This is a genomic window from Verrucosispora sp. WMMD703 (assembly GCF_049178935.1).
In the GTDB taxonomy this organism is placed as follows: domain Bacteria; phylum Actinomycetota; class Actinomycetes; order Mycobacteriales; family Micromonosporaceae; genus Micromonospora; species Micromonospora sediminimaris.
In genome coordinates this window covers 1,907,256-1,929,632 of record NZ_JBMHMM010000004.1, presented here as the reverse complement: position 1 = coordinate 1,929,632, position 22,377 = coordinate 1,907,256, and the positions used below count along the sequence as shown (strand labels likewise).

Annotated in this window: 23 protein-coding genes; 13 read left to right on the top strand and 10 right to left on the bottom strand. The window is 70.8% G+C overall.

Going from position 1 to position 22,377, the window contains the following annotated elements; translation table 11 throughout:
* The first annotated feature begins 20 nt into the window (after positions 1 to 20).
* The 4 genes from dtd (at position 21) to ACN26Z_RS09460 (ending at position 1,845) form a co-directional block, all read left to right on the top strand.
* A complete protein-coding gene (gene dtd, locus ACN26Z_RS09475) occupies positions 21 to 443 on the top strand; it encodes a D-aminoacyl-tRNA deacylase (protein ID WP_093410298.1) in 423 nt (140 codons plus the stop codon).
* Positions 444 to 520: 77 nt separating this feature from the next.
* Complete coding sequence (locus ACN26Z_RS09470; RefSeq protein WP_421460706.1) at positions 521 to 979, top strand: SRPBCC family protein; 459 nt, start codon at positions 521 to 523, stop codon at positions 977 to 979.
* A complete protein-coding gene (locus tag ACN26Z_RS09465) occupies positions 976 to 1,314 on the top strand; it encodes an ArsR/SmtB family transcription factor (RefSeq protein ID WP_093410293.1) in 339 nt (112 codons plus the stop codon). Before ACN26Z_RS09470 ends, ACN26Z_RS09465 begins: the two co-directional genes overlap by 4 nt.
* A gap of 90 nt (positions 1,315 to 1,404) precedes the next feature.
* Positions 1,405 to 1,845: an SRPBCC family protein gene (locus tag ACN26Z_RS09460; RefSeq protein WP_421460705.1), complete on the top strand. Its 441-nt coding sequence runs from the start codon at positions 1,405 to 1,407 to the stop codon at positions 1,843 to 1,845.
* A gap of 23 nt (positions 1,846 to 1,868) precedes the next feature.
* On the opposite strand, the gene ACN26Z_RS09455 is transcribed toward ACN26Z_RS09460, so the two are convergent.
* Positions 1,869 to 2,657 (bottom strand): sporulation protein, encoded by a 789-nt coding sequence (locus ACN26Z_RS09455; RefSeq protein WP_282239585.1) that lies wholly within the window; start codon positions 2,655 to 2,657, stop codon positions 1,869 to 1,871.
* A 295-nt stretch (positions 2,658 to 2,952) separates the two neighbouring features.
* Between ACN26Z_RS09455 and sigB the strand changes: the two genes are divergently transcribed.
* The 4 genes from sigB (at position 2,953) to ACN26Z_RS09435 (ending at position 5,347) form a co-directional block, all read left to right on the top strand.
* Positions 2,953 to 3,963, top strand: a complete 1,011-nt coding sequence (gene sigB / locus ACN26Z_RS09450) for an RNA polymerase sigma factor SigB (RefSeq protein ID WP_232511438.1) — start codon at positions 2,953 to 2,955, stop codon at positions 3,961 to 3,963.
* Between the two features lie 120 nt (positions 3,964 to 4,083).
* On the top strand, positions 4,084 to 4,455 hold the full coding sequence (locus ACN26Z_RS09445) for an ArsR/SmtB family transcription factor (protein WP_396886952.1): 372 nt from the start codon (positions 4,084 to 4,086) through the stop codon (positions 4,453 to 4,455).
* Positions 4,452 to 4,943 carry an SRPBCC family protein gene (locus tag ACN26Z_RS09440; RefSeq protein ID WP_421460704.1) on the top strand — a complete coding sequence of 164 codons (492 nt, stop codon included), beginning with the start codon at positions 4,452 to 4,454 and terminating at the stop codon, positions 4,941 to 4,943. Before ACN26Z_RS09445 ends, ACN26Z_RS09440 begins: the two co-directional genes overlap by 4 nt.
* Positions 4,940 to 5,347 (top strand): VOC family protein, encoded by a 408-nt coding sequence (locus ACN26Z_RS09435; protein ID WP_093410284.1) that lies wholly within the window; start codon positions 4,940 to 4,942, stop codon positions 5,345 to 5,347. Before ACN26Z_RS09440 ends, ACN26Z_RS09435 begins: the two co-directional genes overlap by 4 nt.
* A 12-nt stretch (positions 5,348 to 5,359) precedes the next feature.
* Here ACN26Z_RS09435 and ACN26Z_RS09430 read toward each other — a convergent pair whose 3' ends face one another.
* The 3 genes from ACN26Z_RS09430 to ACN26Z_RS09420 all read right to left on the bottom strand — a co-directional run bounded on the left by ACN26Z_RS09430 (position 5,360) and on the right by ACN26Z_RS09420 (position 10,095).
* Positions 5,360 to 7,918: a GNAT family N-acetyltransferase gene (locus ACN26Z_RS09430; RefSeq protein WP_396886954.1), complete on the bottom strand. Its 2,559-nt coding sequence runs from the start codon at positions 7,916 to 7,918 to the stop codon at positions 5,360 to 5,362.
* 28 nt (positions 7,919 to 7,946) lie between these two features.
* Positions 7,947 to 9,128, bottom strand: a complete 1,182-nt coding sequence (locus tag ACN26Z_RS09425) for an acetoin utilization protein AcuC (protein ID WP_093410279.1) — start codon at positions 9,126 to 9,128, stop codon at positions 7,947 to 7,949.
* 103 nt (positions 9,129 to 9,231) lie between these two features.
* Positions 9,232 to 10,095 carry a sulfurtransferase gene (locus ACN26Z_RS09420; protein ID WP_421460703.1) on the bottom strand — a complete coding sequence of 288 codons (864 nt, stop codon included), beginning with the start codon at positions 10,093 to 10,095 and terminating at the stop codon, positions 9,232 to 9,234.
* A 98-nt stretch (positions 10,096 to 10,193) separates the two neighbouring features.
* Between ACN26Z_RS09420 and ACN26Z_RS09415 the strand changes: the two genes are divergently transcribed.
* On the top strand, positions 10,194 to 10,883 hold the full coding sequence (locus tag ACN26Z_RS09415) for a metal-dependent transcriptional regulator (RefSeq protein WP_093410274.1): 690 nt from the start codon (positions 10,194 to 10,196) through the stop codon (positions 10,881 to 10,883).
* A gap of 15 nt (positions 10,884 to 10,898) precedes the next feature.
* Here the strand turns inward: ACN26Z_RS09415 and ACN26Z_RS09410 are convergent, their stop codons facing one another.
* A complete protein-coding gene (locus ACN26Z_RS09410; protein WP_421460702.1) occupies positions 10,899 to 11,138 on the bottom strand; it encodes a DUF5522 domain-containing protein in 240 nt (79 codons plus the stop codon).
* Between the two features lie 43 nt (positions 11,139 to 11,181).
* Between ACN26Z_RS09410 and ACN26Z_RS09405 the strand changes: the two genes are divergently transcribed.
* On the top strand, positions 11,182 to 11,523 hold the full coding sequence (locus tag ACN26Z_RS09405) for a YciI family protein (protein WP_282239592.1): 342 nt from the start codon (positions 11,182 to 11,184) through the stop codon (positions 11,521 to 11,523).
* Positions 11,524 to 11,609: 86 nt separating this feature from the next.
* Positions 11,610 to 12,809 carry an RNA polymerase sigma factor gene (locus ACN26Z_RS09400; RefSeq protein WP_421464591.1) on the top strand — a complete coding sequence of 400 codons (1,200 nt, stop codon included), beginning with the start codon at positions 11,610 to 11,612 and terminating at the stop codon, positions 12,807 to 12,809.
* Here ACN26Z_RS09400 and ACN26Z_RS09395 read toward each other — a convergent pair.
* The gene (locus ACN26Z_RS09395) at positions 12,806 to 13,756 is read right to left on the bottom strand and encodes a DUF2332 domain-containing protein (protein WP_421460700.1); all 951 of its coding nucleotides are present in this window, start codon (positions 13,754 to 13,756) and stop codon (positions 12,806 to 12,808) included. The two genes, ACN26Z_RS09400 and ACN26Z_RS09395, sit on opposite strands and share 4 nt — an antisense overlap.
* A 142-nt stretch (positions 13,757 to 13,898) precedes the next feature.
* Between ACN26Z_RS09395 and ACN26Z_RS09390 the strand changes: the two genes are divergently transcribed.
* Positions 13,899 to 14,342 carry an HIT family protein gene (locus ACN26Z_RS09390; RefSeq protein WP_421460699.1) on the top strand — a complete coding sequence of 148 codons (444 nt, stop codon included), beginning with the start codon at positions 13,899 to 13,901 and terminating at the stop codon, positions 14,340 to 14,342.
* Here ACN26Z_RS09390 and ACN26Z_RS09385 read toward each other — a convergent pair.
* Both ACN26Z_RS09385 and nrdR read right to left on the bottom strand, forming a co-directional pair.
* Positions 14,300 to 17,179 (bottom strand): vitamin B12-dependent ribonucleotide reductase, encoded by a 2,880-nt coding sequence (locus tag ACN26Z_RS09385; RefSeq protein ID WP_421460698.1) that lies wholly within the window; start codon positions 17,177 to 17,179, stop codon positions 14,300 to 14,302. The two genes, ACN26Z_RS09390 and ACN26Z_RS09385, sit on opposite strands and share 43 nt — an antisense overlap.
* A gap of 66 nt (positions 17,180 to 17,245) precedes the next feature.
* On the bottom strand, positions 17,246 to 17,734 hold the full coding sequence (gene nrdR, locus ACN26Z_RS09380) for a transcriptional regulator NrdR (protein WP_093410262.1): 489 nt from the start codon (positions 17,732 to 17,734) through the stop codon (positions 17,246 to 17,248).
* A 554-nt stretch (positions 17,735 to 18,288) separates the two neighbouring features.
* Here nrdR and lexA point away from each other — a divergent pair.
* Positions 18,289 to 19,071: a transcriptional repressor LexA gene (lexA, locus tag ACN26Z_RS09375; RefSeq protein ID WP_093410259.1), complete on the top strand. Its 783-nt coding sequence runs from the start codon at positions 18,289 to 18,291 to the stop codon at positions 19,069 to 19,071.
* Positions 19,072 to 19,118: 47 nt separating this feature from the next.
* Here lexA and ACN26Z_RS09370 read toward each other — a convergent pair whose 3' ends face one another.
* Both ACN26Z_RS09370 and hflX read right to left on the bottom strand, forming a co-directional pair.
* Positions 19,119 to 20,813 carry a hypothetical protein gene (locus tag ACN26Z_RS09370; RefSeq protein ID WP_396886960.1) on the bottom strand — a complete coding sequence of 565 codons (1,695 nt, stop codon included), beginning with the start codon at positions 20,811 to 20,813 and terminating at the stop codon, positions 19,119 to 19,121.
* A 64-nt stretch (positions 20,814 to 20,877) separates the two neighbouring features.
* Positions 20,878 to 22,326, bottom strand: coding sequence for a GTPase HflX (gene hflX / locus ACN26Z_RS09365; RefSeq protein ID WP_093410254.1), 1,449 nt, complete (start codon positions 22,324 to 22,326; stop codon positions 20,878 to 20,880).
* Between the last annotated feature and the right edge of the window lie 51 nt (positions 22,327 to 22,377).

Here is a 22,377-nt window from a genome sequence, read left to right as displayed (position 1 = left end):
CCCGCGCTGGTGGTCGACTGATGCGGGCAGTGGTGCAGACGGTCGGCCGGGCCAGCGTGACCGTCGATGGCGAGGTGGTCGGCGCGATCGACGACGGGCTGCTGGTGCTGCTCGGGGTGACCCACACCGACACCCCGGAGACCGCCCGGACGATGGCTCGCAAGGTGCACGAGTTACGCATCCTGGATGACGAGCGGTCGGCGGCGGATGCAGCCGCGCCGATCCTCGTGGTGAGCCAGTTCACCCTCTACGGCGACGCGCGCAAGGGCCGTCGGCCGACCTGGACTGCGGCCGCCCCGGCCGAGGTGGCGGAACCGCTCGTCGATGAGACGGTGCGGGCGCTGCGCCAGCGCGGCGCAACGGTCGAGACCGGCCGCTTCCGCGCGCACATGCTGGTGGAGAGCGTCAACGTCGGTCCACGCACCATCCTTCTGGATCTGTAACGCAACCAGTGGTTGCACATGTCGACCGCGGGCCCTAGAGTCAGACGCAACCACAGGTTGCATGTCTGGAGGAACTCATGGAGTACGGCAGCATCGAGCGGGAGATCCACATCGACGCCACACCAGAGGTGGTCTACGAGGTCGTCACGGCGCCCGAACATCTCCGGCAGTGGTGGCCGGACGACGCCGATCTCGATCCGGTCCCCGGCGCCACCGGGACCATCTCCTTCGGTGAGCCGCCCAACACCGAGGTCATGCCGCTGACCGTGGTGGCGGCCGACCCGCCGCGGCGCTTCTCGTTCCGATGGGTGTACGACGATATCGCCGTCGCGACGCCGACCAACTCGCTCCTGGTGACCTTCGACCTCGTCCCGTCGGGCAGGGGTACGCTGCTGCGTCTCACCGAGACCGGGTTCCGGGAGCGGGGCTGGGAGGCCGCCGTGCTCGAAGAGCACTACCGCGACCACGTCACCGGCTGGGACCACTTCCTGCCCCGCCTCGTCGACTACGTGGCCCGGCTGGTGTCGGCTCGATGAGTGTCGGTGTCGACGACGACCTCTGGTCCGCCGTCGGGGACCCGACCCGGCGGCGGATGCTCGACCTGCTACTGGCTGACGGCGGCGGTACGGCGACCACGCTGAGCGAGCAGCTGCCGGTCACCCGGCAGGCGGTCGCCAAACACCTCGGCGTACTCGGCCGGGTCGGACTCGTCCACGGCACGCCTGCCGGCCGGGAGCGCCGCTACGAGGTCGACGAGGCACAACTCGCCCGCGCTGTCGCGCAACTGTCGGCGGTCGGCGCGACCTGGGACGCACGGCTGCGACGGATCAAGCGGATCGCCGAGGCGATCCAGCGCGACCAGCAGAGCTGAACCACACCTGACGAATCGCCGCCATGCCCGTGGCGGCGCGATTCACCCTGCCCGTACTCGGGCCGCCCATCAAGGAGAAGAGGTACCAGAATGCTGGACATCCTGCACCGGGTCGGCGTCACGTCGGATCCCGAGGACGTGTACGCGGCCCTGACCACCGTCGACGGGCTCGCTAACTGGTGGACGACGGACACGGACGGCGACGGTGAGGTCGGCGGTGTGCTCCGGTTCCGGTTCATCCCGGGCGGCTTCGACATGAAGGTCCTGGAGAGCCGGCCCGCCGAGCTGGTGCTCTGGGAGGTCGTCGACGGCCCCGAGGAGTGGATCGGCACCCGGGTCCGCTTCGGGCTGAAGCGGGAGGACGACTTCACGATCGTGTTGTTCCGCCACGAGGGTTGGCGGGAGCCGGTGGAGTTCATGTACCACTGCAGCACCAAGTGGGCGATCTACCTGATGAGTCTCAAGCAACTGGTCGAGACCGGTAAGGGCGAGCCCGCGCCGCACGACGTGCAGATCAGCAACTGGCACTGAGGTACGGCGCGGGATCGCGGAGTTCAGCCGAAGAGGCCGCGGCGTTGCAGCGACTGACGCAGCCAGCCGTCGAGCTGGGCGGCATAGTCGGTGTTGGCCGCCGAGGCGTGCTCGACGGCGAAGCGACCGAAGACGTCGCGGCCCTCGGTGAACAACCCACCCCGCTTGTCCAGCTCCAACACCACCTGCACGTGCCGGGGGTCGGTGACGAACGTGACCTCCAGCTGCTTCATCGCGCCCGCGTACTGCGGCGGCGGGTAGAACTCGATCTCCTGGTAGAACGGCAACGTCTGGTGGACACCGTAGATGTGCCCGCGCTCCACGTCCGCTCGCGCGAACCGGAAACCGAGCCGCAGCAGCGCATCCAGCAGGCGCTCCTGGGCCGGCAACGGGTGCACCGCCACCGCGTCCAGGTCGCCCTTGTCGACGGCGCGCGCCACCTCCAGTTCGGTACGCAGACCCATCGTCATCCCGTGCAGGTGCTGCCCGTACAGCTCGGTGAGCGGGGTCTCCCACGGCACCTCGAACCGGAACGGGATGTCGTAGCGCTGCCCCGCTTCCAGCCGGAACGGGCCGGTGACCTGCTGCCGCTGGAACTCCTGGTTGGTGGCGTACTCATTGTCGCCGCTCTCCACCTCCACCCGGGTCAGCAGCCCCAGGGCCACGTAGGACACGTCGACTCCATGGTCACCGCCGGTGACCGCGATGCTGCCCTCCAGGTGGCCGCCCGGCCGGCAGTTCGGATTCGACAGCACCGTCTCCACCGACGGACCACCGACTCCCATCGCCTGCATGAGCCGTTTGAACACCACGATTGCCTCCGTCGCTCGATCGCCCGGCACCCGGGCAGGTAGGCCGGCCCGACAGCCGACCGCTGGCACGGTAACCGGCGCCAACAAGCCGAGCCGGCCGAACCGCCGGGCCACCGCGTCGCCGAGTGCCGACTCAACGACCGTCGGGCAACCCGGGCGATTTCCCGACGGTCGCTCACAGACTGTCGGTTCCCCGATCGCCTCACTCCCGTTTTACGCCCCGACGGCCAAGCTGTTTGTCACCGGCGCATCAGGCCGGCGGACACGGCACGGACGTGGACACGGGGAGACTGAGATGGCTCAGCAGATGACGGAGCACCGCACGCACGCCGGCACCGAGGCGGAGCACGGCGTGGACACCCTGACCGACCTGGACGCCACCGACGAGCGCGGCGTCTCCACCGACCTGGTCCGGGCATATCTCAACGGAATTGGTCGGACCAAGCTACTCACCGCCGTGCAGGAGGTGGACCTGGCGAAGCGGATCGAGGCCGGCCTGTTCGCCGAGGAGAAGCTCAGCACCTGCGTACCGGTCTCGGAGGAACTGCGCGCCGATCTGGAACTGGTCGCGCGGCAGGGCCGGGCCGCCAAGAACCACCTGCTGGAGGCGAACCTGCGCCTGGTGGTGAGCATCGCCAAGCGGTACACCGGTCGGGGCATGGCCTTCCTCGACCTCATCCAGGAAGGCAACCTCGGCCTCATCCGCGCCGTCGAGAAGTTCGACTACACCAAGGGCTACAAGTTCTCCACCTACGCCACCTGGTGGATCCGACAGGCCATCACCCGCGCCATGGCCGACCAGGCCCGCACCATCCGCATCCCCGTCCACATGGTCGAGCAGGTGAACCGGATGGTCCGCGCCCGGCGTGAGCTGACGGTGTCGCTGGGTCGGGAGCCCACGGTCGCCGAGGTGGCCCGCGCGCTCGACGTGCCGGAGTTCCAGGTGATCGAGCTGATCTCGTACGACCGGGAGCCGGTGAGTCTGGACCAGGCTGTCGGCGAGGACGGTGAGAGCGCCCTCGGTGACTTCGTCGCCGCCGTCGATCCGGCCGCGGGGCCCGGCGACGCCGCCGCCGCTGGCGAACTGCGCAACGAGGTGAGCATCGTGCTGGCCACGCTCTCGCAGCGGGAGCAGGCCGTGATCCGGTTGCGGTTCGGCCTCGACGACGGTCGGCAACGCACCCTGGACGAGGTGGGCCGGGAGTTCGGCCTCTCCCGGGAACGGATCCGGCAGATCGAGAAGGTGACCCTGCTCAAGCTGCGTGCCCCGGAGCGGGCGCAGCGGTTGGAGGCGTACGCCTGCTGAGCTGAGCGTTCGACCATCGGCCCCGGCGGTTCGCCGGGGCCGATGCGTGCGCGCCCCCTTGACGTGCGGACGCCAAGCCGATAGAAACCTTTTGGTTATCAAACCGGAAGGTTATATGAAGTGCTCACTGACTTGGACGCCACCTTCGCCGCTCTCGCCGACCCCACCCGGCGCGCCATACTCGCCCGGCTGGCGGCCGGCGAGGCAACCGTCACCGAACTCGCCGCACCCTTCGCGATGAGTCAACCGGCCGTCTCCAAACACCTGCGCGTGCTGGAACGTGCCGGACTGGTCAGCCGGGGACGAGACGCCCAACGACGTCCATGCCGCCTCGAAGCCGCGCCGCTGCGTGCGGCCACCGCCTGGCTCGCCGCCTACCGCGAGCACTGGGCCGAGCGTTACCAGCGCCTCGACACCCTGCTCGACGAGCTGCGCTCGGTCGAGGAAGGGCAACCCGGCACCGCAACGCCGGACGGTGGTGCGGCATCGTGATCGACGACCATCTGGTGGTCGACACGCCGGGCGATCGGGAGATCGTGCTGAGCCGGGTCTTCGAAGCACCGGCGCGGCTCGTGTTCGCCGCCTTCACCCGTCCTGACCTGATCGTCCGTTGGTACGGCGCACGCGGCTGGCAGCTGGTCGGCTGCGAGGTCGACCTGCGGGTCGGCGGGCGCTGGCGGTTCGAGTCGCAGGGCCCGGACGGGCAGCGGATGGTCCAACGCGGGGTCTATCGGGAGATCACCGCTCCGCACCGGCTCGTCTGCACCGAACGCTTCGACGACCAGTCGTACCCCGGCGACACCCTGGTCAGCCACACGTTCACCGAGCTCGCCGGGCGGACCACCGTCACCACCACGCTGCGCTACGCCACCCCCGAGGGACGCGACGTCGCCCTGCGGTACCCGATGGTCCGTGGGATCACCGAAAGCTTCACCCGCCTCGCCGGACTGCTGGCGACGAGAACAGGAGGACAGCAATGAACTGGACGCTGGAAGTCGTGGTCGTACCGGTCTCCGACGTGGACCGGGCCAAGGCCTTCTACGCCGACCAACTCGGTTTCGCCGTCGACCACGACACCGTGATCGGCGACGACGTACGCATCGTGCAGTTGACCCCACCCGGGTCGGGCTGCTCGATCGTCATCGGCAAGGGCGCCGTGCCGCAGATGCCACCGGGATCACTGAAGGGCCTGCAACTCGTCGTACCGGACCTCGCCAAGGCCCGCGCCGAACTACTCGAACGCGGCGTCGAGGTGAGCGAGATCCAGGTGCTCGGCGAGAATCCGCGTCCGGTGCCGGAGCCATTGGACAATGTCGGCTTCGTCTTCTTCACCGACCCCGACGGCAACGCCTGGGCGGTGCAGCAGATCTCCAGCCGAGCCTGACCGGCCGCCCACTCACAATCGACGGGGACCGGTGTCGGGGCGCGGCACGGCGGCGGAGCCGATCCGGACGTTCGCGTGCAGCACCGACAGACCATCGGGCCGGGCCAGCACCGGGTTCAACGTCAGCGCCCGGACCCGGGGCTGGTCGTCGGCGAGGCGACCGACCCGCAACAGCAGATCGGCCAGGGCGGCGCGATCGACCGGCGCGGCTCCCCGATGGCCACGAAGCAACGGTGCCGCCCGGGGCGCGTCGACCAGCTCGGCCGCGTCCCGGTCGGTCAACGGCACGGCTCGCCACGCCCGATCACCGAGCAGGTCCGTGGCGACCCCACCCAGCCCGAATCCAACCACCGGCCCGAACGCCGGATCCTCGACCAACTCCACGACACAGGCCACGCCGGGCGGCACCATCGGCTGCACCAGGACGTCCGAACCGAAGGCCGCCGACAGCTCCGCACAGGCGCGGCGCACGGTGGCGGCGTCCGGCAGGTCGAGGCGGACCGCACCGAGGTCGAGGCGGTGCCGCAATCCCGGGGCTGCGGCCTTGAGCGCCACCGGGAAGCCGAGCCGGGTGGCCACCTCGACCGCCTCGTCGACCGACGAGACCGGCACCGACTCGACCACGTCGATGCCGTACGCGGCCAACAACGCCGCCACGTCGGTGTCGTCAGCCCGCAGCGCCGCCTGCGCCGCCGCCGGGTCGACGCCGGGCAGTTCCGGCAGGGTTCCGGTCGGCCGACGCAGCCATTGCGCGTACGCGGTGACCCGGGCCAGCGCCCGGACCGCCTCCTCCACGCTCGGGTAGGAGGGCATCCCGGCCGGGGCACGGCCGACCAGGAAGGTGGCCACCGCCGGCTTGCCACCGGAGAGCGCCGCCGGCAGGGCAGCGGTGAAATCGGCCTCGGTGCCGGTGAACTGGCCGGGCAGCGGCGGGGCGAAGAGCGCCACCAGCGCGTCGACCGCATCGTCGGCGGCGGCTCCGGCCAACGCCTCGGCGAACTCGGCCGCGCTGGCCCTCGGACCGACATCCCGCGGGTAGCCGTCGGCGACGGTGAGCCCCTGGGTTGCGCAGGCGGTGGCCGCGAGACCGGTCAGCGCCGAGGAGTTACCGACCACGCCGACCCGGTCACCGGCCGGCAGCGGCTGGTTGGCCAGCAGCACCCCGATGTCGAGCAGCTCACCGACGGTGTCCACCCGGATCACCCCGGACTGGGCGAACAGCGCGCTGACCGCCGTGGCGTCCGGGCCGGCGACGTCACCGACACCCGGCGGGCGGGCCGGCGAGGCCAAGGCCACCACCGGCTTGTCCCGGCCGATACGCCGGGCCAGCCTGGCGAACTTGCGCGGGTTACCGAAGGTCTCCAGGTACAGCATGATCACGTCGGTGCCGGGGTCGTCCTGCCAGTACTGCAACAGGTCGTTACCGGAGACATCGGCCCGGTTCCCGGCCGAGACGAAGCTGGACAGACCGAGCCCCCGCCGGTCCGCCTCCGCCAGCAGCGCCACACCGAACGCACCGGACTGGCTGAAGATGCCGACCCGGCCCGGCACCGGCAGGCGCGGGGCGAGGGTGGCGTTGAGGCGTACGCCCGGGTCGGTGTTGGCCACCCCCAGACAGTTCGGGCCGATCACCCGCATGCCCGCGGCGTGGGCCGCGCGGACCAGGGCACGCTGCGCGGCGGCGCCCTCGACGCCAGCCTCGGCGAAGCCGGCAGAGATCACGACCAGGCCGTGCGCCCCGGCCGCCGCGGCGTCGGCGACCACCGACGCGGCGGCCTCCGGGGGCACCGCCACCACCGCCAGGTCGACCGGTAGCCCGGCGTCGGCCGCCGACGGGTACGCGGGCAGCCCGGCCACCCGCGCGGCGCTCGGGTGCACCGGCACCACCGACCCGGTGAACCCGCCGTCGCGCAGGTGCCCGAGCACCGCGGCCCCCACACCCTGACCGGTGGCACTGGCACCGTAGACGGCAACGCCACGTGGGGCGAGCAGCCGGGCGACGGACCGCGCCTCGGTGCGATGCTCCCGCCCGCGCTGCACCTCCAGGGTCGTTTCGGTGGGCGCGATCGGAAAACTGAGGTGCACCACCCCGTCGGCGAACTGGCGCTGGATCTGGTACCCGAAGTCGGCGAAGACCCGCAGCATCTGCCCGTTGGCCGGGAGCACCTCGGCCACGAAGTTGACGATCCCGGCCCGGCGGGCGGCGTCGGCGAGATGCTCCATCAGCACCGATCCGATGCCCCGCCCCTGGTAGGCGTCCTCGACCACGAAGGCCACCTCGGCGTCGGGCGAGGCCGGGCCGAGCCGTTCGTAGCGGCCCACGGCGACGATCCGGTCGCCGGCCAGGACCACGAACGCCTCCCGATCACGGTGGTCGACGTTGACGAAGCGGCGCAGATCCCGCTCCGGGATCCGCGGGTACGGCGAGAAGTAGCGCAGGTAGCGGGTGCGTTCGGAGAACCGGGAGTGCATCGCCACGATCTCGGGCGCGTCGGACGGCGCGATCGGTCGCAACTGGACCGTGCTGCCGTCGCTGAGCAGCACGTCCACGGTGTGTTCGGCTGTGGTCACCTCGGACGGCCCTCCCCGGCCGGCTCAGTCAGTCACGCGGATCGTGCGGGTCGAGGCCGAGCAGCGGGAAGACCGCCTTCCGGGTCGCCGCGATCGCCCGGTCCACCGGGCTCGGCTCCCCGGTGGGCTGCCACGGCTCGTAGCCCGGGTCGACGTCGTCGGTCATCCGCAGCGGTACGTCGAGGCCGGGCCGGCGGGCCGTGGCCAGTTCCCGCCAGGCCGGCGGGGTCAGCGTTGCCGGATCCAACGGCGCGCCGGTGGCCACCGCCAGCAGATGCGTCCAGGCCCGGGGCACCACCTCGACCAGGGCGTACCCGCCACCGCCGGTGGCCACCCAGCGTCCGTCGCACAACTCGTCGGCGAGCGCCCGCAACGCCAGGTAGGTGGCGCGCTGCCCGTCGACGGACAGGTGCAGGTCGGCCAGGGGGTCGACGCGATGGGCGTCCGCCCCGCACTGGGTGAACAGAAGTTGTGGGCGGAACGCCCGGAGGACCGACGGCACGACCGCGTGGAAGGCACGCTGCCAACCGGCGTCCTGAACCCCGGGCGGCAACGGGATGTTGACTGCGGTGCCGGCGGCGTTCGGGCCACCGGTCTCGTCGGGGAAGCCGGTGCCGGGGAAGAGGGCGAGCGGAGTCTCGTGCAGGCTGACCGTCAGCACCCGGGGGTCGTCCCAGAAGATCTGCTGCACCCCGTCGCCGTGGTGCACGTCGATGTCGACGTACGCGATGCGCTCGGCCCCCAGGTCGAGCAGCCGGGCGATGGCCACCGCCGGGTCGTTGTAGACACAGAACCCGGCGGCGCGGGCCGGCATCGCGTGGTGCAGGCCACCGGCGACGTTGACCGCCCGGCGGGCCGTACCCCGCCACACCGCCTCGGCCGCGATCACGCTCGCCCCGGCGACAAGCGCGCTGGACTCGTGCATCCCGTCGAAGACGGGATTGTCCGAAGTGCCCAGACCGAACCCGGCGAAGAGCGGGTCGCGCGGCGCGATCCGGACCGCGTCGAGGTAGCGCGGGTCGTGCACCCGGGTGAGCAGGTCGTCGTCGGCGGGCACCGGCGGCACCAGCCGCACCCCGGCCCGTTCCAGGATGCCCAGTTCCCGAGCGAGGGCGATGGTCAACTCCACCCGCACCGGATCGAGTGGGTGGTCACCGAGGTCGTAGGCGAGCAGCGACTCGTCCCACACCACCACCGTGTCGTCGGACATCTGCCCATGGTCGCACGAGGGCCGGTCGGCGGTCCGGCAGCCGGGCCGCCAACCGGTCACACGTTGCCCTCGGTCCGCGCCCGCCGGTCGCCGACGCGGTCGGTCAGGCGTCGCACCGGTCAGGCGGCGGTTCGGTGGCCACCGGTCGGTCCGGGTCGGCGACCCAGTTGCTCCACGAGCCGACGTAGAGCGCGGCGTCCGGGCGGCCGGCCAGATGCAACGCGAACACGGCCTGGGCCGCGGTCACCCCGGATCCGCAGTACGCCCCGACCGGCGCCTCGGCGGCCACGCCGGCAGCGACGAAACGGTCCCGCAGCGCCTCGGCAGCCGGGAAGCGTCCCTCGGCGACATACTCGAGGGCGGGCAGGTTCACCGCGCCGGGGATGTGGCCGGCGACCGGATCGATGGGCTCGTGCTCGCCCCGGTAGCGGGGCGCGGCCCGCACGTCGATCAGGACACCGTCGCCGGCCGCCAGACGAGCGGCTGCCGCGGCGTCCAGCACCGGCAGGGCTCCCGGGCGGACGGTCACGTCACCCGGCCGCGGAGCGGGTTGGTCGGTGCTCACCGGCAGGCCGGCCGCCGTCCAGGCCGGGTAGCCGCCGTGCAGCAGCCGGACCGGTCGATGCCCCGCCCAGCGCAGCGTCCACCAGGCTCGGGCCGCCGACATGCCGTCGCCACCGTCGTACACCACCACGGGATGACCGGTCCGCACGCCGGCCGCCCGCAACGCCGCCTCCAGCGCGACCGGTTCGGGCAGCGGATGCCGCCCGGCCGGGCCGGGAGCGCCGCACAACGCGGTGTCCAGGTCGACGAAGACGGCACCCGGCAGGTGTCCCGCCAGGTAGTCGTCCCGTCCGGGTGCCCCGGCCAGACGCCAGCGGACATCGAGCAGGGTCGGCGGGTCGGTTCCTTCGAGTTCGGCGGCGAGCCGCTCGGCCTCGACCAGAAGATCCTCAGTAGCGGACATGACCCACAGTCAACACCATGAGTGACATTCCCTACGGTTCGGCGACAGACGTCCGGGGCGCGGGAGGGTACCATCAAGGCTGGAGGGCCGCTGAAACCATGAAGTCTCACGACCTGGTCGATACGACCGAAATGTACTTGCGTACGATCCTCGAACTCGAGGAGGAGGGCGTGCCTCCGTTGCGCGCCCGGATCGCCGAACGCCTGCGCCAGAGCGGCCCCACGGTCAGTCAGACCGTCGCCCGGATGGAACGCGACGGCCTGCTCACCGTCGAAGGTGACCGGCACCTCAGCCTCACCGAGCAGGGACGCAGCGCCGCCGTCTCGGTGATGCGCAAACACCGGCTCGCCGAGCTGCTGCTGGTCAACGTGATCGGGATGCCCTACGAGGAGGCCCACGAAGAGGCCTGCCGCTGGGAGCACGTGATGAGCGACGCGGTCGAGAAGCGGGTCTACGACCTGCTCAACCGGCCGACCCGGTCGCCGTACGGCAACCCGATCCCGGGTCTGGACGAGTTGGGCTCGCCGGGCCAGGCCGAGCCCGAACCGATCGACGGCGAGCGAAACCTGGCCTTCCCCGGCCTGACCGGCACTGTCGTCGTACGCCGAATCTGCGAGAGCGTACAGACCGACGCCGAGGTGCTCCGTCAACTGCACGCGGCCGGCGTCGACCCGGGTGCCACGGTGACGGTCGCGCAGGAGCGCGATTCCGTGTCGATCGACCGCTCCGGCGAGAGCGTCCGGTTGCCCCGGGAGATCGCCTCCCGGGTCTTCGTCGCCGCCGCCTGACCCGAAGCCGGTCTCTCAGCTCACGTACGGGCAGTGGCGACAGCCCCGGCCGCAGCAGGTGCCGCGCCGGGCCAGGAATCCGGCCGTGAGGACGAACAGGCCGGTGTCCGGGTCGAGGTAGCCGGCGTCGCCCGCGGCCAGGGCTTCAGCGTGCACGGTGAGGATGTGCTGCCGGCCGGGGTGATCGGGCGGCAACCGCGAAGGATGCGGCTCGGTCAGTGGCCGTGCCGCCAGGGGCCGTCGTTCTCCGCTCATCACCGGCAGTCTAGGTTTTCCCGAAGTCGATGAAGGAGACCTCATGGCCCAGTACGCAGTCGTGATCTACTCGCCGGCACCGGCCGATCCGATGGACCTCACCCCCGACTACGTCGCCCTGCTGGAGCGGTATCCCGCGCAGGTGGCCGAGCTGGGCGGGCAGATCGTGACGGGCTACGCCCTGCAACCGAGCACCACCGCCACCGCGGTACGCGGCGACCTCGTCACCGACGGCCCCTTCATCGAGGCCAAGGAGGTCGTCGCCGGGTTCTTCGTCCTGGAGGCGCCCGACCTGGACACCGCTGTGCAGATCGCCAAGTTGAACCCGGCCACCATTCACGGCGGGGTGGAGGTTCGGCCGCTGTTCGAGCCGCCCGCCGAGTGAGCGACGGCGAGCGGACCGTCGTGCCGGCCACGGCAGCCGAGGTCGAACGGGCCGTCGCGGACGCGCACCGCCGCGAGTGGACCTTCGTGCTCGCCGCCACGGCGCGCGTCGCCGGTGACTTCGACCTCGCCGAGGAGAGCGTCCAGGAGGCGTACGTGGCCGCGCTCGGCGCATGGGCCCGGGACGGCGTACCGGAGCGGCCCGGTGCCTGGCTCACCGCGACAGCGCGCCGGAAGGCAGTCGACGTACTACGCCGACGGCAGGTGCTCCGCGCGAAACTGCCGCTGCTTGTGGAGCCGGACGAGGCCGAACCGGACGTCCCGGACGAGGTGGCCGTGCCGGACGACCGGCTGCGCCTCGTCTTCACCTGCTGCCACCCGGCGCTCGCCCGGGAGGCGCAGGTCGCGCTCACCCTGCGCCTGGTCTGCGGCGTGAGCACCGCCGACATCGCCAGCGTCTTCCTGGTCCCCGAACCGACCATGGCGGCGCGCGTCACCCGCGCCAAGAAGAAGATCGCCGCCGCCCGGATCCCCTACCGGGTCCCCGAGGCCACCGAACTACCCGAACGGCTCGACCCGGTGCTCGCCGTCGTACACCTGCTCTACACCACCGGACACACCGCGCCCACCGGCGACGAGCTGCTCCGCGCCGACCTGGCCGACCGCGCGCTGCACCTGGCCCGGACGCTGGCGGCCCTGCTACCCGACGAGCCGGAGGTACGCGGGCTGCTCGCGCTGCTGCTGCTCACCGACGCACGCCGGGCCACCCGTACCGACGCCGAGGGCCGGCTGCTGCGGCTGGAGGATCAGGACCGTTCCGGTTGGGACCGGGACGCCATCGCTGAGGGGCGTCGCCTGGTGCTCGACACGTTCCGCACCGGACGCACCGGCCGGTACGCGCTGCAAGCCGCCATCGCCTCGCTGCACGCCCTCGCGCCCAGCTACGAGACGACCGACTGGGCACAGATCGTCAAGCTCTACGACATGCTGCTGGACCGCTGGCCCTCGCCGGTGGTGTCGTTGAACCGGGCGGTGGCGATGTCGATGGTGGACGGACCGGCCGTGGCGCTCACCGAGGTCGACGCTCTCGCCCAGGACCCGCGGCTGGCCGGCTATCACTACCTGCCGGCGATCCGGGCCGACCTGCTGCGCCGGCTCGGCCGCGACGCCGAGGCGGCGCAGGCGTACCGGATCGCCCTGGATCTGGTCGACAACGATGCCGAACGCGACTTCCTCAGCACCCGTCTCGGCGAGGTCACCGCCCCCACAGATACTGGGCACGGCTAGCCGAACCAGGTGATCTCCTGCCCGTGTCCGCGCGTCCAGGCCAGCGGCTGCCCGTCGAGCGCGAGCACGTTGAGGTGCGCGTCGCTCGGTGGCTGTGGCAGTGCGGCGTACGGCAGCACGCTCGGCCCCTCGTTGGCGATCCAGTGGCCGGGCAGCCGGCGTACCTCCTCGGCGAAGGCCGACCGGCGCGGCGTCGGCACCAGATAGAGCACGCTTGTGTGGAAGACCACCAGGGTGGCATCGGCCGGTGCCTGCGCGGCCAGCGCCCGCAGATCGTCGACCAGGTCACCACGAACCAGCAGCGGCGGGTCGGCGGCTGCGATGGCCGCCGCCGACCGCAGCCGGTTCCGGCGATGCTCGTGCTCCGGCCAGATCAGGGCGTCGAGCCAGGTCAGATCGGCCGGATCGGTCACGTCGAGCGGATTCAGGTCCAGGCCGGCTCGCCACACCACCTCCGGCCGATGGTCCGGCGGCGTCAGGTTGGTGGCCACGCAGTCGAGCACCGGCTCCTCCGTGCCGATCAGGTGGCCACCGGGCGAGCTGCCGGCGTAGCGGTACGCGTACCGGTCGGGGTAAAGGCAGAGACCGGCGGAGGCACCGACCTCCAGCAAGGCAAGCGGCTGCGGGAGCGCCGCGAGCAACGGCAGCAGTACGGCGCAGCGACCGGCCTCGTTGGTTTGCGTGACCCGGGTGCGGACCTCCGCCTCCACCGTCGACCAGTTGGCCACCAGGTAGTCATGGAACGCGGCCGGTTCGTCGACCGGCCCGCCGAGCAGGCGTACCACGCTGAACAGCAGGTTCGGCTGCTGCTTGGCCTCCGGCAGGGTGCCGAGCAGGCTGAGCAGTTCCTCGTCGCGGGACACCGCGTGGGCCAGCCGCTCGTACGAGGGAGAAACCCCGCGCGCCTCGCGCTCGGCGAACCAGACGTAGCGCTGAGCGATCCTCATGTGGTCGATCATCCCAACAACACGGTCACTGTGAACGGTGACCTCCATCGCCGCCGCTCGCCACGAATCTTGGTGCGAAACCGCCCTCCGAGGGGCGGTTTCGCACCAAGATCCCATGGTTGTCGCTCGATACGGTCGCGGGATGGACTGCCATGTGTGCCGCAGCGAGGAGCGATTCGACACACTGCCGCCCCGGGAACGCGTCGACGCAGACGAGCAGTGGCGGGTGGTGCACGCGTTCGACAGCCGGCTACCCGGCTGGCTGGTGCTCGTACCCCGCCGGCACGTCACGTCGATTGCCGAATTGACCGACACCGAGGCGGCGAGCCTCGGCACCTGGCAGGTCCGGCTCTCCCGGGCGCTGACCGCCGTCACCGGCTGTGTGAAGACCTACGTCATGCAGTACGCCGAACAAGCCGGCTTCGCGCACGTGCAGCCAATCTTGGTACGAAAGTGCCCCTGGAACGGCGGCTTCGGTCCAAGATCGCAAGAGACGAACGAGCCCCGGGCGATCCACCGCCCGGGGCTCGTTGCGTGCTTGGGTCAGCTGCAGCCGCTTGTGGAGCCGCAGCCCTCGCAGACGTAGCAGCTACCGGCCGGGCGCATCTTCGTACCGCAGGTGAAGCAGAGCGGCGCGTCGGCGGCCTTGCCGATCACGGCCTCCAGCAGCTCGGTGCTGGAACCGACCGGCGGTGCCGGCTTGACCGCGGCGACGTCGGCGAGTTCCTGGGCTGGCTGGGCGACCGTTCCGGCCTTCGGCTCCTCCGGCTTGGCCTCCACCGGGGCGGAGGCGGCCATCGCGGTCAGGTCCGCGCCGTTCGCCTCGGCCTCGGCCTCGGCGGCGAGCTGGGCGGCCCGCTCCTTGGCGGTGAAGATGCCCAGTTCGGCGCGGCGCTCGTAGGGCAGAAAGTCCAACGCCAGGCGACGGAAGATGTAGTCCATCACCGAGGCGGCCATCCGCACGTCCGGGTCGTCGGTCATACCGGCCGGCTCGAAACGCATGTTCGTGAACTTGCTGACGAACGTCTCCAGCGGCACGCCGTACTGCAGGCCGATGGAGATGGCCACCGAGAAGGCGTCCATCACCCCGGCCAGGGTGGAGCCCTGCTTCGACATCTTGAGGAAGACCTCGCCGAGGCCGTCGTCCGGGTACGACGAGGCGGTGAGGTAGCCCTCGGCCCCGCCCACGGAGAAGGAGATGGTCTCCGACGGGCGCTTCTTCGGCAGCCGCTTGCGCACCGGGCGGTACTCGACGACCTTCTCCACCACCGGCTCGACAGTGGTGGAGGTCGCCTCCGGCTCGGCGGCCTTCTTCTTCGCCGCCGACAGCGGCTGGCCGACCTTGCAGTTGTCCCGGTAGATCGCCAGCGCCTTGAGGCCGAGCTTCCAGCCCTCGAAGTAGATTTTTTCGACGTCCTCGACGGTGGCCTGCTCCGGCATGTTGACCGTCTTGGAGATGGCGCCGGAGATGAACGGCTGAACCGCCGCCATCATCCGCACGTGGCCCATCGGCGCGATGGAGCGCTCGCCCATCGCGCAGTCGAAGACCGGGTAGTGCTCCGGCTTGAGGCCGGGGGCGTCCACCACGTGGCCCTGGTCGGCGATGTGCTCGACGATCGCCTCGACCTGCTCCTCCGGGTACCCGAGCGAGCGCAGGGCACGCGGCACGGTCTGGTTGACGATCTGCATCGAGCCGCCGCCGACCAGCTTCTTGAACTTGACAAGCGCCAGGTCCGGCTCCACTCCGGTGGTGTCGCAGTCCATCATCAGGCCGATGGTGCCGGTCGGCGCGAGCACGCTGGCCTGGGAGTTGCGCCAGCCGTTCTTGTCACCGATCTTGTTGCCGAGCGTCCACTGCCTGGTGGCCTCGCGGACCAGTGCGGTGGCCACCGTGCCGGACGGCTTGATCTCGTCGTTGGCCGCGGCGTGCTTGCGCATCACCCGCTTGTGCGGCTCCGCGTTGCGGGCGTAGCCGTCGTACGCGCCGACGATGCCGGCCAGTTCGGCCGAGCGGCGGTACGCCGTGCCGGTCATCAGCGACGTGATCGCAGCGGAGAGCGAACGCCCCTGGTCCGAGTCGTACGGCAGGCCGGAGGCCATCAGCAGGGCGCCCAGGTTGGCGTAGCCGATGCCGAGCTGCCGGTACGCCCGGGTGGTCTCGCCGATCTTCTGGGTCGGGAAGTCGGCGAAGCAGATTGAGATGTCCATCGCGGTGATGACCAGCTCGACCGACCTGACGAACTTCTCCACCTCGAAGCCGCCGTCGGCGCGGAGGAACTTCATGAGGTTCAGCGAGGCCAGGTTGCACGAGGAGTTGTCCAGGTGCAGGTACTCCGAGCACGGGTTCGACGCGGTGATCCGGCCGGTCTCCGGGCAGGTGTGCCAGTCGTTGATGGTGTCGTCGTACTGGAGGCCCGGGTCGGCGCACTCCCAGGCGGCCTGGGAGATGGTGCGGAACAGGTTCTTGGCGTCGATGGTGTCGATCACCGCGCCGTCGAGCCGGCCGCGCAGGTCGAAGGTGCCGCTGTTCTCCACCGCCGACATGAACTCGTCGGAGACCCGGACCGAGTTGTTGGCGTTCTGGTACTGCACGCTGACGATGTCGGAGCCGCCGAGGTCCATGTCGAACCCGGCGTCACGCAGCGCCCGGATCTTGTCTTCCTCGCGCGCCTTGGTGACCACGAACTCCTCGATGTCGGGGTGGTCGACGTCAAGGATGACCATCTTGGCCGCGCGTCGGGTGGCGCCACCGGACTTGATGGTGCCGGCGCTGGCGTCGGCGCCGCGCATGAAGCTGACCGGACCGGAGGCGGTGCCGCCGGAGGAGAGCAGCTCCCGGGAGGAGCGGATCCGGGACAGGTTGACCCCGGAACCGGAGCCACCCTTGAAGATAAGCCCTTCCTCTTTGTACCAATCGAGGATGGAATCCATAGAATCATCCACAGATAGGATGAAACAGGCTGATACCTGCTGGGGTGAGGGGGTGCCGACGTTGAACCAGACCGGGGAGTTGAAGCTGAACACCTGGTGCAGCAGCATCCAGGTCAGCTCGTGCGCGAAGACCTCGGCGTCGGCCGGGGAGGCGAAGTAGCCGTACTCCTCACCTGCGGTGCGGTAGGTGGTCACCACCCGGTCGATCAACTGCTTGAGCGACCACTCGCGTTCCGGGGTCCCCACCGCGCCCCGGAAGTACTTGGTGGTCACGATGTTGGCGGCGTTGACGCTCCAACTCTCCGGGTACTCCACGCCCCGCTGCTCGAAGTTGATCGAGCCGTCCCGCCAGTTCGTCATCACGACATCGCGGCGCTCCCAGGTGACCTCGTCGTACGGGTGCACCCCGGGGGTCGTCCAGACCCGCTCGACCTTGAGCCCCGCGCCTGCCTTGCTTCGTGACCTGCTTGTTGTCACACCGTCCCCCGGCATCTCATCCGCCCCCTCGTCCGCACGGGTCCGCCGCGCGATCCGACTGTCACTGCTACTGCTGAAAAATCACTGCGCGCTGGCCGGCTCGGCGCCGGCAGCCTCTCGGGCACGCGCGGCGGCCCGTAGCGTCTCGATCTCCCGCTCGAAGTCGGCGAGCGAGTCGAACGACCGGTAGACGCTGGCGAACCGCAGGTAGGCGACCTCGTCCAGGTCCCGCAGCGGGCCCAGGATGGCCAGCCCCACGTCGTGGCTGGGGATCTCGGCTGCCCCCTTGGCCCGGACGGTCTCCTCGACCCGCTGCGCCAGCAGCGCGATCGAGTCCTCGTCGACCGGCCGGCCCTGACACGCCTTGCGCACCCCGCCGATGATCTTCGTCCGGCTGAACGGCTCGGTCACGCCGCTGCGCTTGACCACGGCGAGCACCGCCTCCTCGACGGTGGTGAACCGCTTGCCGCACTCGGGGCAGGATCGCCGCCGCCGGATCAGCTGGCCGTCGTCGGCCTCGCGCGAGTCGACCACCCGGGAGTCGGCGTGCCGGCAGTACGGACACCGCATCGCCCGACCTCCTCGATCGACCACGGGCCCGACCGCCCCGCCCTCCGGGCACGCCTCGGTAAGCCGGAGCCATCCCCGCAGGATGGTCGCCGGCTCGGCGGTACGGGAGTGCGGTCGGTAGTCGAACCCAACCTGTAGGCAACTTACGCCCATGTGACTACTACATCTAGGGGTCGACCGTATGCCGCCGACGATCCGGGGTCAAGTTGGTCGGCGTGTCCGGCGCGTCACCCGAAACCCCACCCGCACCACCCGCTCTCCGCAACCGGAGAACCCAACGCGGACTGGGCCACGCCGGTTACCGCCAGCCCTTCGCGAGCATCGACAATTCACACCCACTCGAACACCCGTACTATTTATCAGTACGGAGCCACGGCCGTGCTGATTTTCCGCATCGACACGCAGTGGAAGGTCGTACAGATGTTTGAAAAAGACCGATCTCACCTATACGGTCATGAACAACCGGAGGTGACCATGGTCGACCCACCGGTCATTAGATCACCGTGCGCACCACGAGCCGCCGAGGCACTCAGCGCCGACCAGGGAGGACGGACGTGACCGAGGACCGGGCCAACCGGCCACAGAGCCCGCAGCAGAGCGTCGAGGCGGGCCCCCCGGCCGCCCGACGCCGGAGTGTCGCCCGTGCCCGCTCCGGCCAGCCGGCCGTGCGTCCGGTGACGCCGGTGGTCAGCAGCTTTCCCGACCCGGCGACGGTCGACCTGACCGCCCGGCAGCGACGCATCCTGGATTTCATCCGCACCTGGGTGGAGCGTCACGGCTACCCGCCGAGCGTGCGCGAGATCGGTGAGGCGGTCGGGCTGGTCTCCCCGTCCAGCGTCGCCTACCAGCTCAAGGAGCTGGAGAAGAAGGGTTTCCTCCGCCGCGACCCCAACCGGCCCCGGGCGGTCGACGTCCGCTCCCCGAACGACGTCGACGACGAGCTGACCCGCTCCCAGCGGCCCACCCCGGCCTATGTTCCGATGCTCGGCCGCATCGCCGCCGGTGGGCCGATCCTCGCCGAGCAGTCGATGGAGGACGTATTCCCGCTGCCGCGCGAGCTGGTCGGCGAAGGTGAGGTCTTCATGCTCCAGGTCAAGGGCGACTCGATGCTCGACGCGGCGATCTGCGACGGCGACTGGGTGGTCGTCCGCCAGCAGCCGACCGCGGACTCCGGCGAGATCGTCGCCGCCATGCTGGACGGCGAGGCGACGGTGAAGACCTACCGCCGACGTGACGGTCACGTCTGGCTGATGCCGCAAAATCCGGCCTTCGACCCGATCCCCGGCGACGACGCCACCATCATGGGCCGGGTGGTCGCGGTGCTACGCCGCATCTGACTCGACGATCCACGACCGGTACCGGCCCGATGCCGGTACCGGTCAGGTCAGTACCGGTCGCCCCGGTAGCCGTAGTTGCCGCCGCGCACCTGCCCGTACGGCCCGTTGTCGTCCTCCCGGTAGCGCCCGGAGCGTCGTCCCCGGTAGTCCGGCTCAGCCGGGCCACCACGCCGGGGTGGTTCCGCGCGCCCTCCCCCGCCGGGCTGTCCGCCGCCGCGTGCGCCACCGCCTCCGTAGACACCGCCGCCGGGGCGTCCGCCACCGCCGGACGCTCGACCGCCTCCCGGCCTCCCGCCGTAGACCGGAGCACCTTCACCGCCGGGCCGGCCGCCGCCGTAGACGCCTCCGCCGCCCTGCCCCGGCCGAGCACCGTTGCCGGCGGCCGGTCGGCCACCGCCGCCGTAGACGCCGCCCGGGCGCGCGCCACCGCCGGGCCGCTCGCCAGCCGGCGAGCCCCCGTAGACGCCACCGGCCGCTGCCCCGCCGTACACTCCGCCACGGCCCCGGTCCTGGGCGGGGCCGAAACCGTCGCCCTTACGCTTCGCGGCGTCGTCGTCGCCGTCGCGGTTCCTGCCGGCCGGCGCCGGGCGCTTGCGGGCGCGCAGGATTCCGAAGATGCCCGCGCCGACCAGCAGGGCTCCGAGCACGCCGACCGCGGCGATCAGGTACATGATGTCGGTCGGGGTCAGCCCGTCGAGGAACGACTGCCCGGACTTCTGCGCCGCGTCGGGATCATCCGCCAGGGCCTTCGGCCCCTCTTTGGACGGGGTGTAGCTGAGGATGTTGACGGGGTCGTCCTCCTCCAGGTGGCCGGCGTCGGAGACGGTCAGGAAGGTCTTCCCGTCGGTCGAGTAGGCGATCGCCTCGCCGAAGGGGTCGGCGAGGGCGGTGACCCGGGGGGTGGCCGTGGTGAGGGCGGCGACAATGTCGCCGTTGGAGACGTCGTACTCGAAGGCGTCGGCGTAGGTGCGCAGGACCACCCGCGAGCCGTCCAGGGAGCGGGCCGCGCCGGTGATCGCGACTCGTCCGAAGGTGCTCAGCGGATTCTCGGTGTCCGTCCTCGGCAGTTCGATGTCGCCGAGCTTCTTCATCGGGACGGGCTGGGTGTCACCGGTCTTGAGCGGCCCATCCGGGGTGAAGATCTCGGCCTTGCCGGCGGTGACCTTGGTGATGATCAGGGGCAGCTTGTCGTCGCCGATCAGCAGCGCCTCGGCATCGCGCGGCTTGCCGTCCGGGTACGACAGCCGATGCAGCTTCGGTTGGCTGCCACCGCCGATCGGCATGCTCCAGACCGCCACCCGCTCACGGCGCTCGCGGCTTGTCACGTTGTCGCCGGTGTCGGCGATCCACAGCGTCTTGCCGTCCGGTGAGACGGCGAGATCCTCGGTGTCGAAAGGACCTGCGCCGGAGTAGGGGACCTCGCGAACGACCTGGCAGTCCTTGTTGAGATAGAAGACCTGCTTGCGGTCGTTCTGCTCGGTGCTGTCGTTGATGACGACGTAGCCGTTCTTCGTCGCCACCAGGCCGGACAGCTCACGCAGCCGGGAGTCGGTGACCGAGCACTGCTTCTTGCCCGCCGCCGTGACCGGCGGCCCCACCACGGCGGCCGGGGGGGCCGCCAGCACGGGAGATGCTGCCTTGGCGGGTGTCGGGCCGGGCGCGGCGAGCGCGGCACCGGCGACCGCCACGGTGGCCCCGACCAGGCCGAGGGCAACCGTGACGGAGGAAACAGTGCGGAGCATGAAAGAAGTGTCGCATGCCGCAGGTTTCCGTCGGGTGACGCGGCAGTGCGGCCACCACCGACAATTACCGCGTGATACCGGCCGCCTGCGCCGTGTCGGCGTACGGCACCAACTCGGCCGCGAGTGCCTCGTTGACCCGTACGTGCAGCATCGTCCCTTCGGGCAGGTGGGCGGTGCTGAGCACCTCGCCCTGCCGGTGCAGCCGGGCCACCAGGTCACCCCGGTCGTACGGCAGCACCACGCGCATCTCGACCGCCGGGCGGGGCAGCCGCCGCTCGATCGCCTCGCGCAGTCCGTCGATGCCGCGACCGCGATGCGCGGAGACGAAGACCGCCTCGGGCCAGAGCCGCTTGAGTCGGAGCAGGGTCTCCTCGTCGGCCGCGTCGATCTTGTTGACCACCAGCAGCTCGGGCAACCGATCGGCACCGACCTCGCCGAGCACCTCGCGGACGGCCCGGACCTGCTCCTCCGGGTCGGGGTGGGCACCGTCGACCACGTGCACCACCAGATCCGCCTCGGCGACCTCCTCCAGCGTCGACCGGAACGCCTCGACGATCTGGTGCGGCAGGTGCCGGACGAAGCCCACGGTGTCGCTCAGGGTGTAGACCCGTCCGTCGGACGTGGTGGACCGGCGGGTGGTCGGATCGAGCGTGGCGAACAGGGCGTCCTCCACCAGCACGCCCGCCCCGGTCAGGCGATTCAGCAGGCTGGACTTTCCGGCGTTGGTGTAGCCGGCGATCGCCACCGCGGGCACCGCGTTGCGGGTGCGGCGGGCGCGCTTGGTCTCGCGTACCGTCCGCATGGCCTTGATCTCCCGGCGGAGCCGGGCGATGCGGTGGCGGATGCGCCGTCGGTCGGTCTCCAGCTTGGTCTCACCGGGGCCGCGGACGCCGACGCCGCCGCCGGCACCGCCGCCCCGGCCCGACCCACCGGTCTGCCGGGACAACGTCTCACCCCAGCCACGCAGCCGAGGCAGGAGGTATTCCAGTTGGGCCAGCTCGACCTGCGCCCGGCCTTCCTTGCTCTTGGCGTGCTGAGCGAAGATGTCGAGGATCAGCGCGGTGCGGTCGACCACCTTGACCTTGGTGCGCTGCTCCAGGTTACGCAGTTGGGACGGGGACAGCTCACCGTCGCAGATCACCGTGTCGGCGCCGGCGGAGAGCACCACCGAACCGAGGTCGTCGACCTTGCCGCGACCGATGTAGGTCGCCGGGTCGGGACGGTTGCGTCGCTGGATGAGCCCTTCGAGCACCTGCGAGCCGGCGGTCTCCGCCAGCGCGGCCAGTTCGGTGAGGGAGTTCTCCGCGTCGGCCTGGGTGCCCTCGGTCCAGACGCCGACCAGAACCACCCGCTCCAGCCGGAGCTGTCGGTACTCGACCTCGGTGACGTCGGTCAGCTCGGTGGAGAGACCGGGGACCCGTCGTAGCGCCTGCCGTTCGGAAAGCTCGTACTCGCCGGTGGTGGCGTCGAGCTCGTCGTCGGGGATGGAAACGTAGGTCTCCTGGTCTCGCAAGCGATCTCTCCTGTCCGTTCTGTGCACGTACCGAGTAATCCTGACATGTGT

Bases quoted from the DNA above. Each gene is read 5' to 3' on its own strand.
- dtd (WP_093410298.1), top strand. From the start codon at position 21: ATGCGGGCAGTGGTGCAGACGGTCGGCCGGGCCAGCGTGACCGTCGAT.
- ACN26Z_RS09470 (WP_421460706.1), top strand. From the start codon at position 521: ATGGAGTACGGCAGCATCGAGCGGGAGATCCACATCGACGCCACACCA.
- ACN26Z_RS09465 (WP_093410293.1), top strand. From the start codon at position 976: ATGAGTGTCGGTGTCGACGACGACCTCTGGTCCGCCGTCGGGGACCCG.
- ACN26Z_RS09460 (WP_421460705.1), top strand. From the start codon at position 1,405: ATGCTGGACATCCTGCACCGGGTCGGCGTCACGTCGGATCCCGAGGAC.
- sigB (WP_232511438.1), top strand. From the start codon at position 2,953: ATGGCTCAGCAGATGACGGAGCACCGCACGCACGCCGGCACCGAGGCG.
- ACN26Z_RS09435 (WP_093410284.1), top strand. From the start codon at position 4,940: ATGAACTGGACGCTGGAAGTCGTGGTCGTACCGGTCTCCGACGTGGAC.
- ACN26Z_RS09425 (WP_093410279.1), bottom strand. From the start codon at position 9,128: ATGTCCGACGACACGGTGGTGGTGTGGGACGAGTCGCTGCTCGCCTAC.
- ACN26Z_RS09420 (WP_421460703.1), bottom strand. From the start codon at position 10,095: ATGTCCGCTACTGAGGATCTTCTGGTCGAGGCCGAGCGGCTCGCCGCC.
- ACN26Z_RS09415 (WP_093410274.1), top strand. From the start codon at position 10,194: ATGAAGTCTCACGACCTGGTCGATACGACCGAAATGTACTTGCGTACG.
- ACN26Z_RS09410 (WP_421460702.1), bottom strand. From the start codon at position 11,138: ATGAGCGGAGAACGACGGCCCCTGGCGGCACGGCCACTGACCGAGCCG.
- ACN26Z_RS09405 (WP_282239592.1), top strand. From the start codon at position 11,182: ATGGCCCAGTACGCAGTCGTGATCTACTCGCCGGCACCGGCCGATCCG.
- ACN26Z_RS09395 (WP_421460700.1), bottom strand. From the start codon at position 13,756: ATGAGGATCGCTCAGCGCTACGTCTGGTTCGCCGAGCGCGAGGCGCGC.
- ACN26Z_RS09390 (WP_421460699.1), top strand. From the start codon at position 13,899: ATGGACTGCCATGTGTGCCGCAGCGAGGAGCGATTCGACACACTGCCG.
- ACN26Z_RS09385 (WP_421460698.1), bottom strand. From the start codon at position 17,179: ATGCCGGGGGACGGTGTGACAACAAGCAGGTCACGAAGCAAGGCAGGC.
- nrdR (WP_093410262.1), bottom strand. From the start codon at position 17,734: ATGCGGTGTCCGTACTGCCGGCACGCCGACTCCCGGGTGGTCGACTCG.
- ACN26Z_RS09370 (WP_396886960.1), bottom strand. From the start codon at position 20,813: ATGCTCCGCACTGTTTCCTCCGTCACGGTTGCCCTCGGCCTGGTCGGG.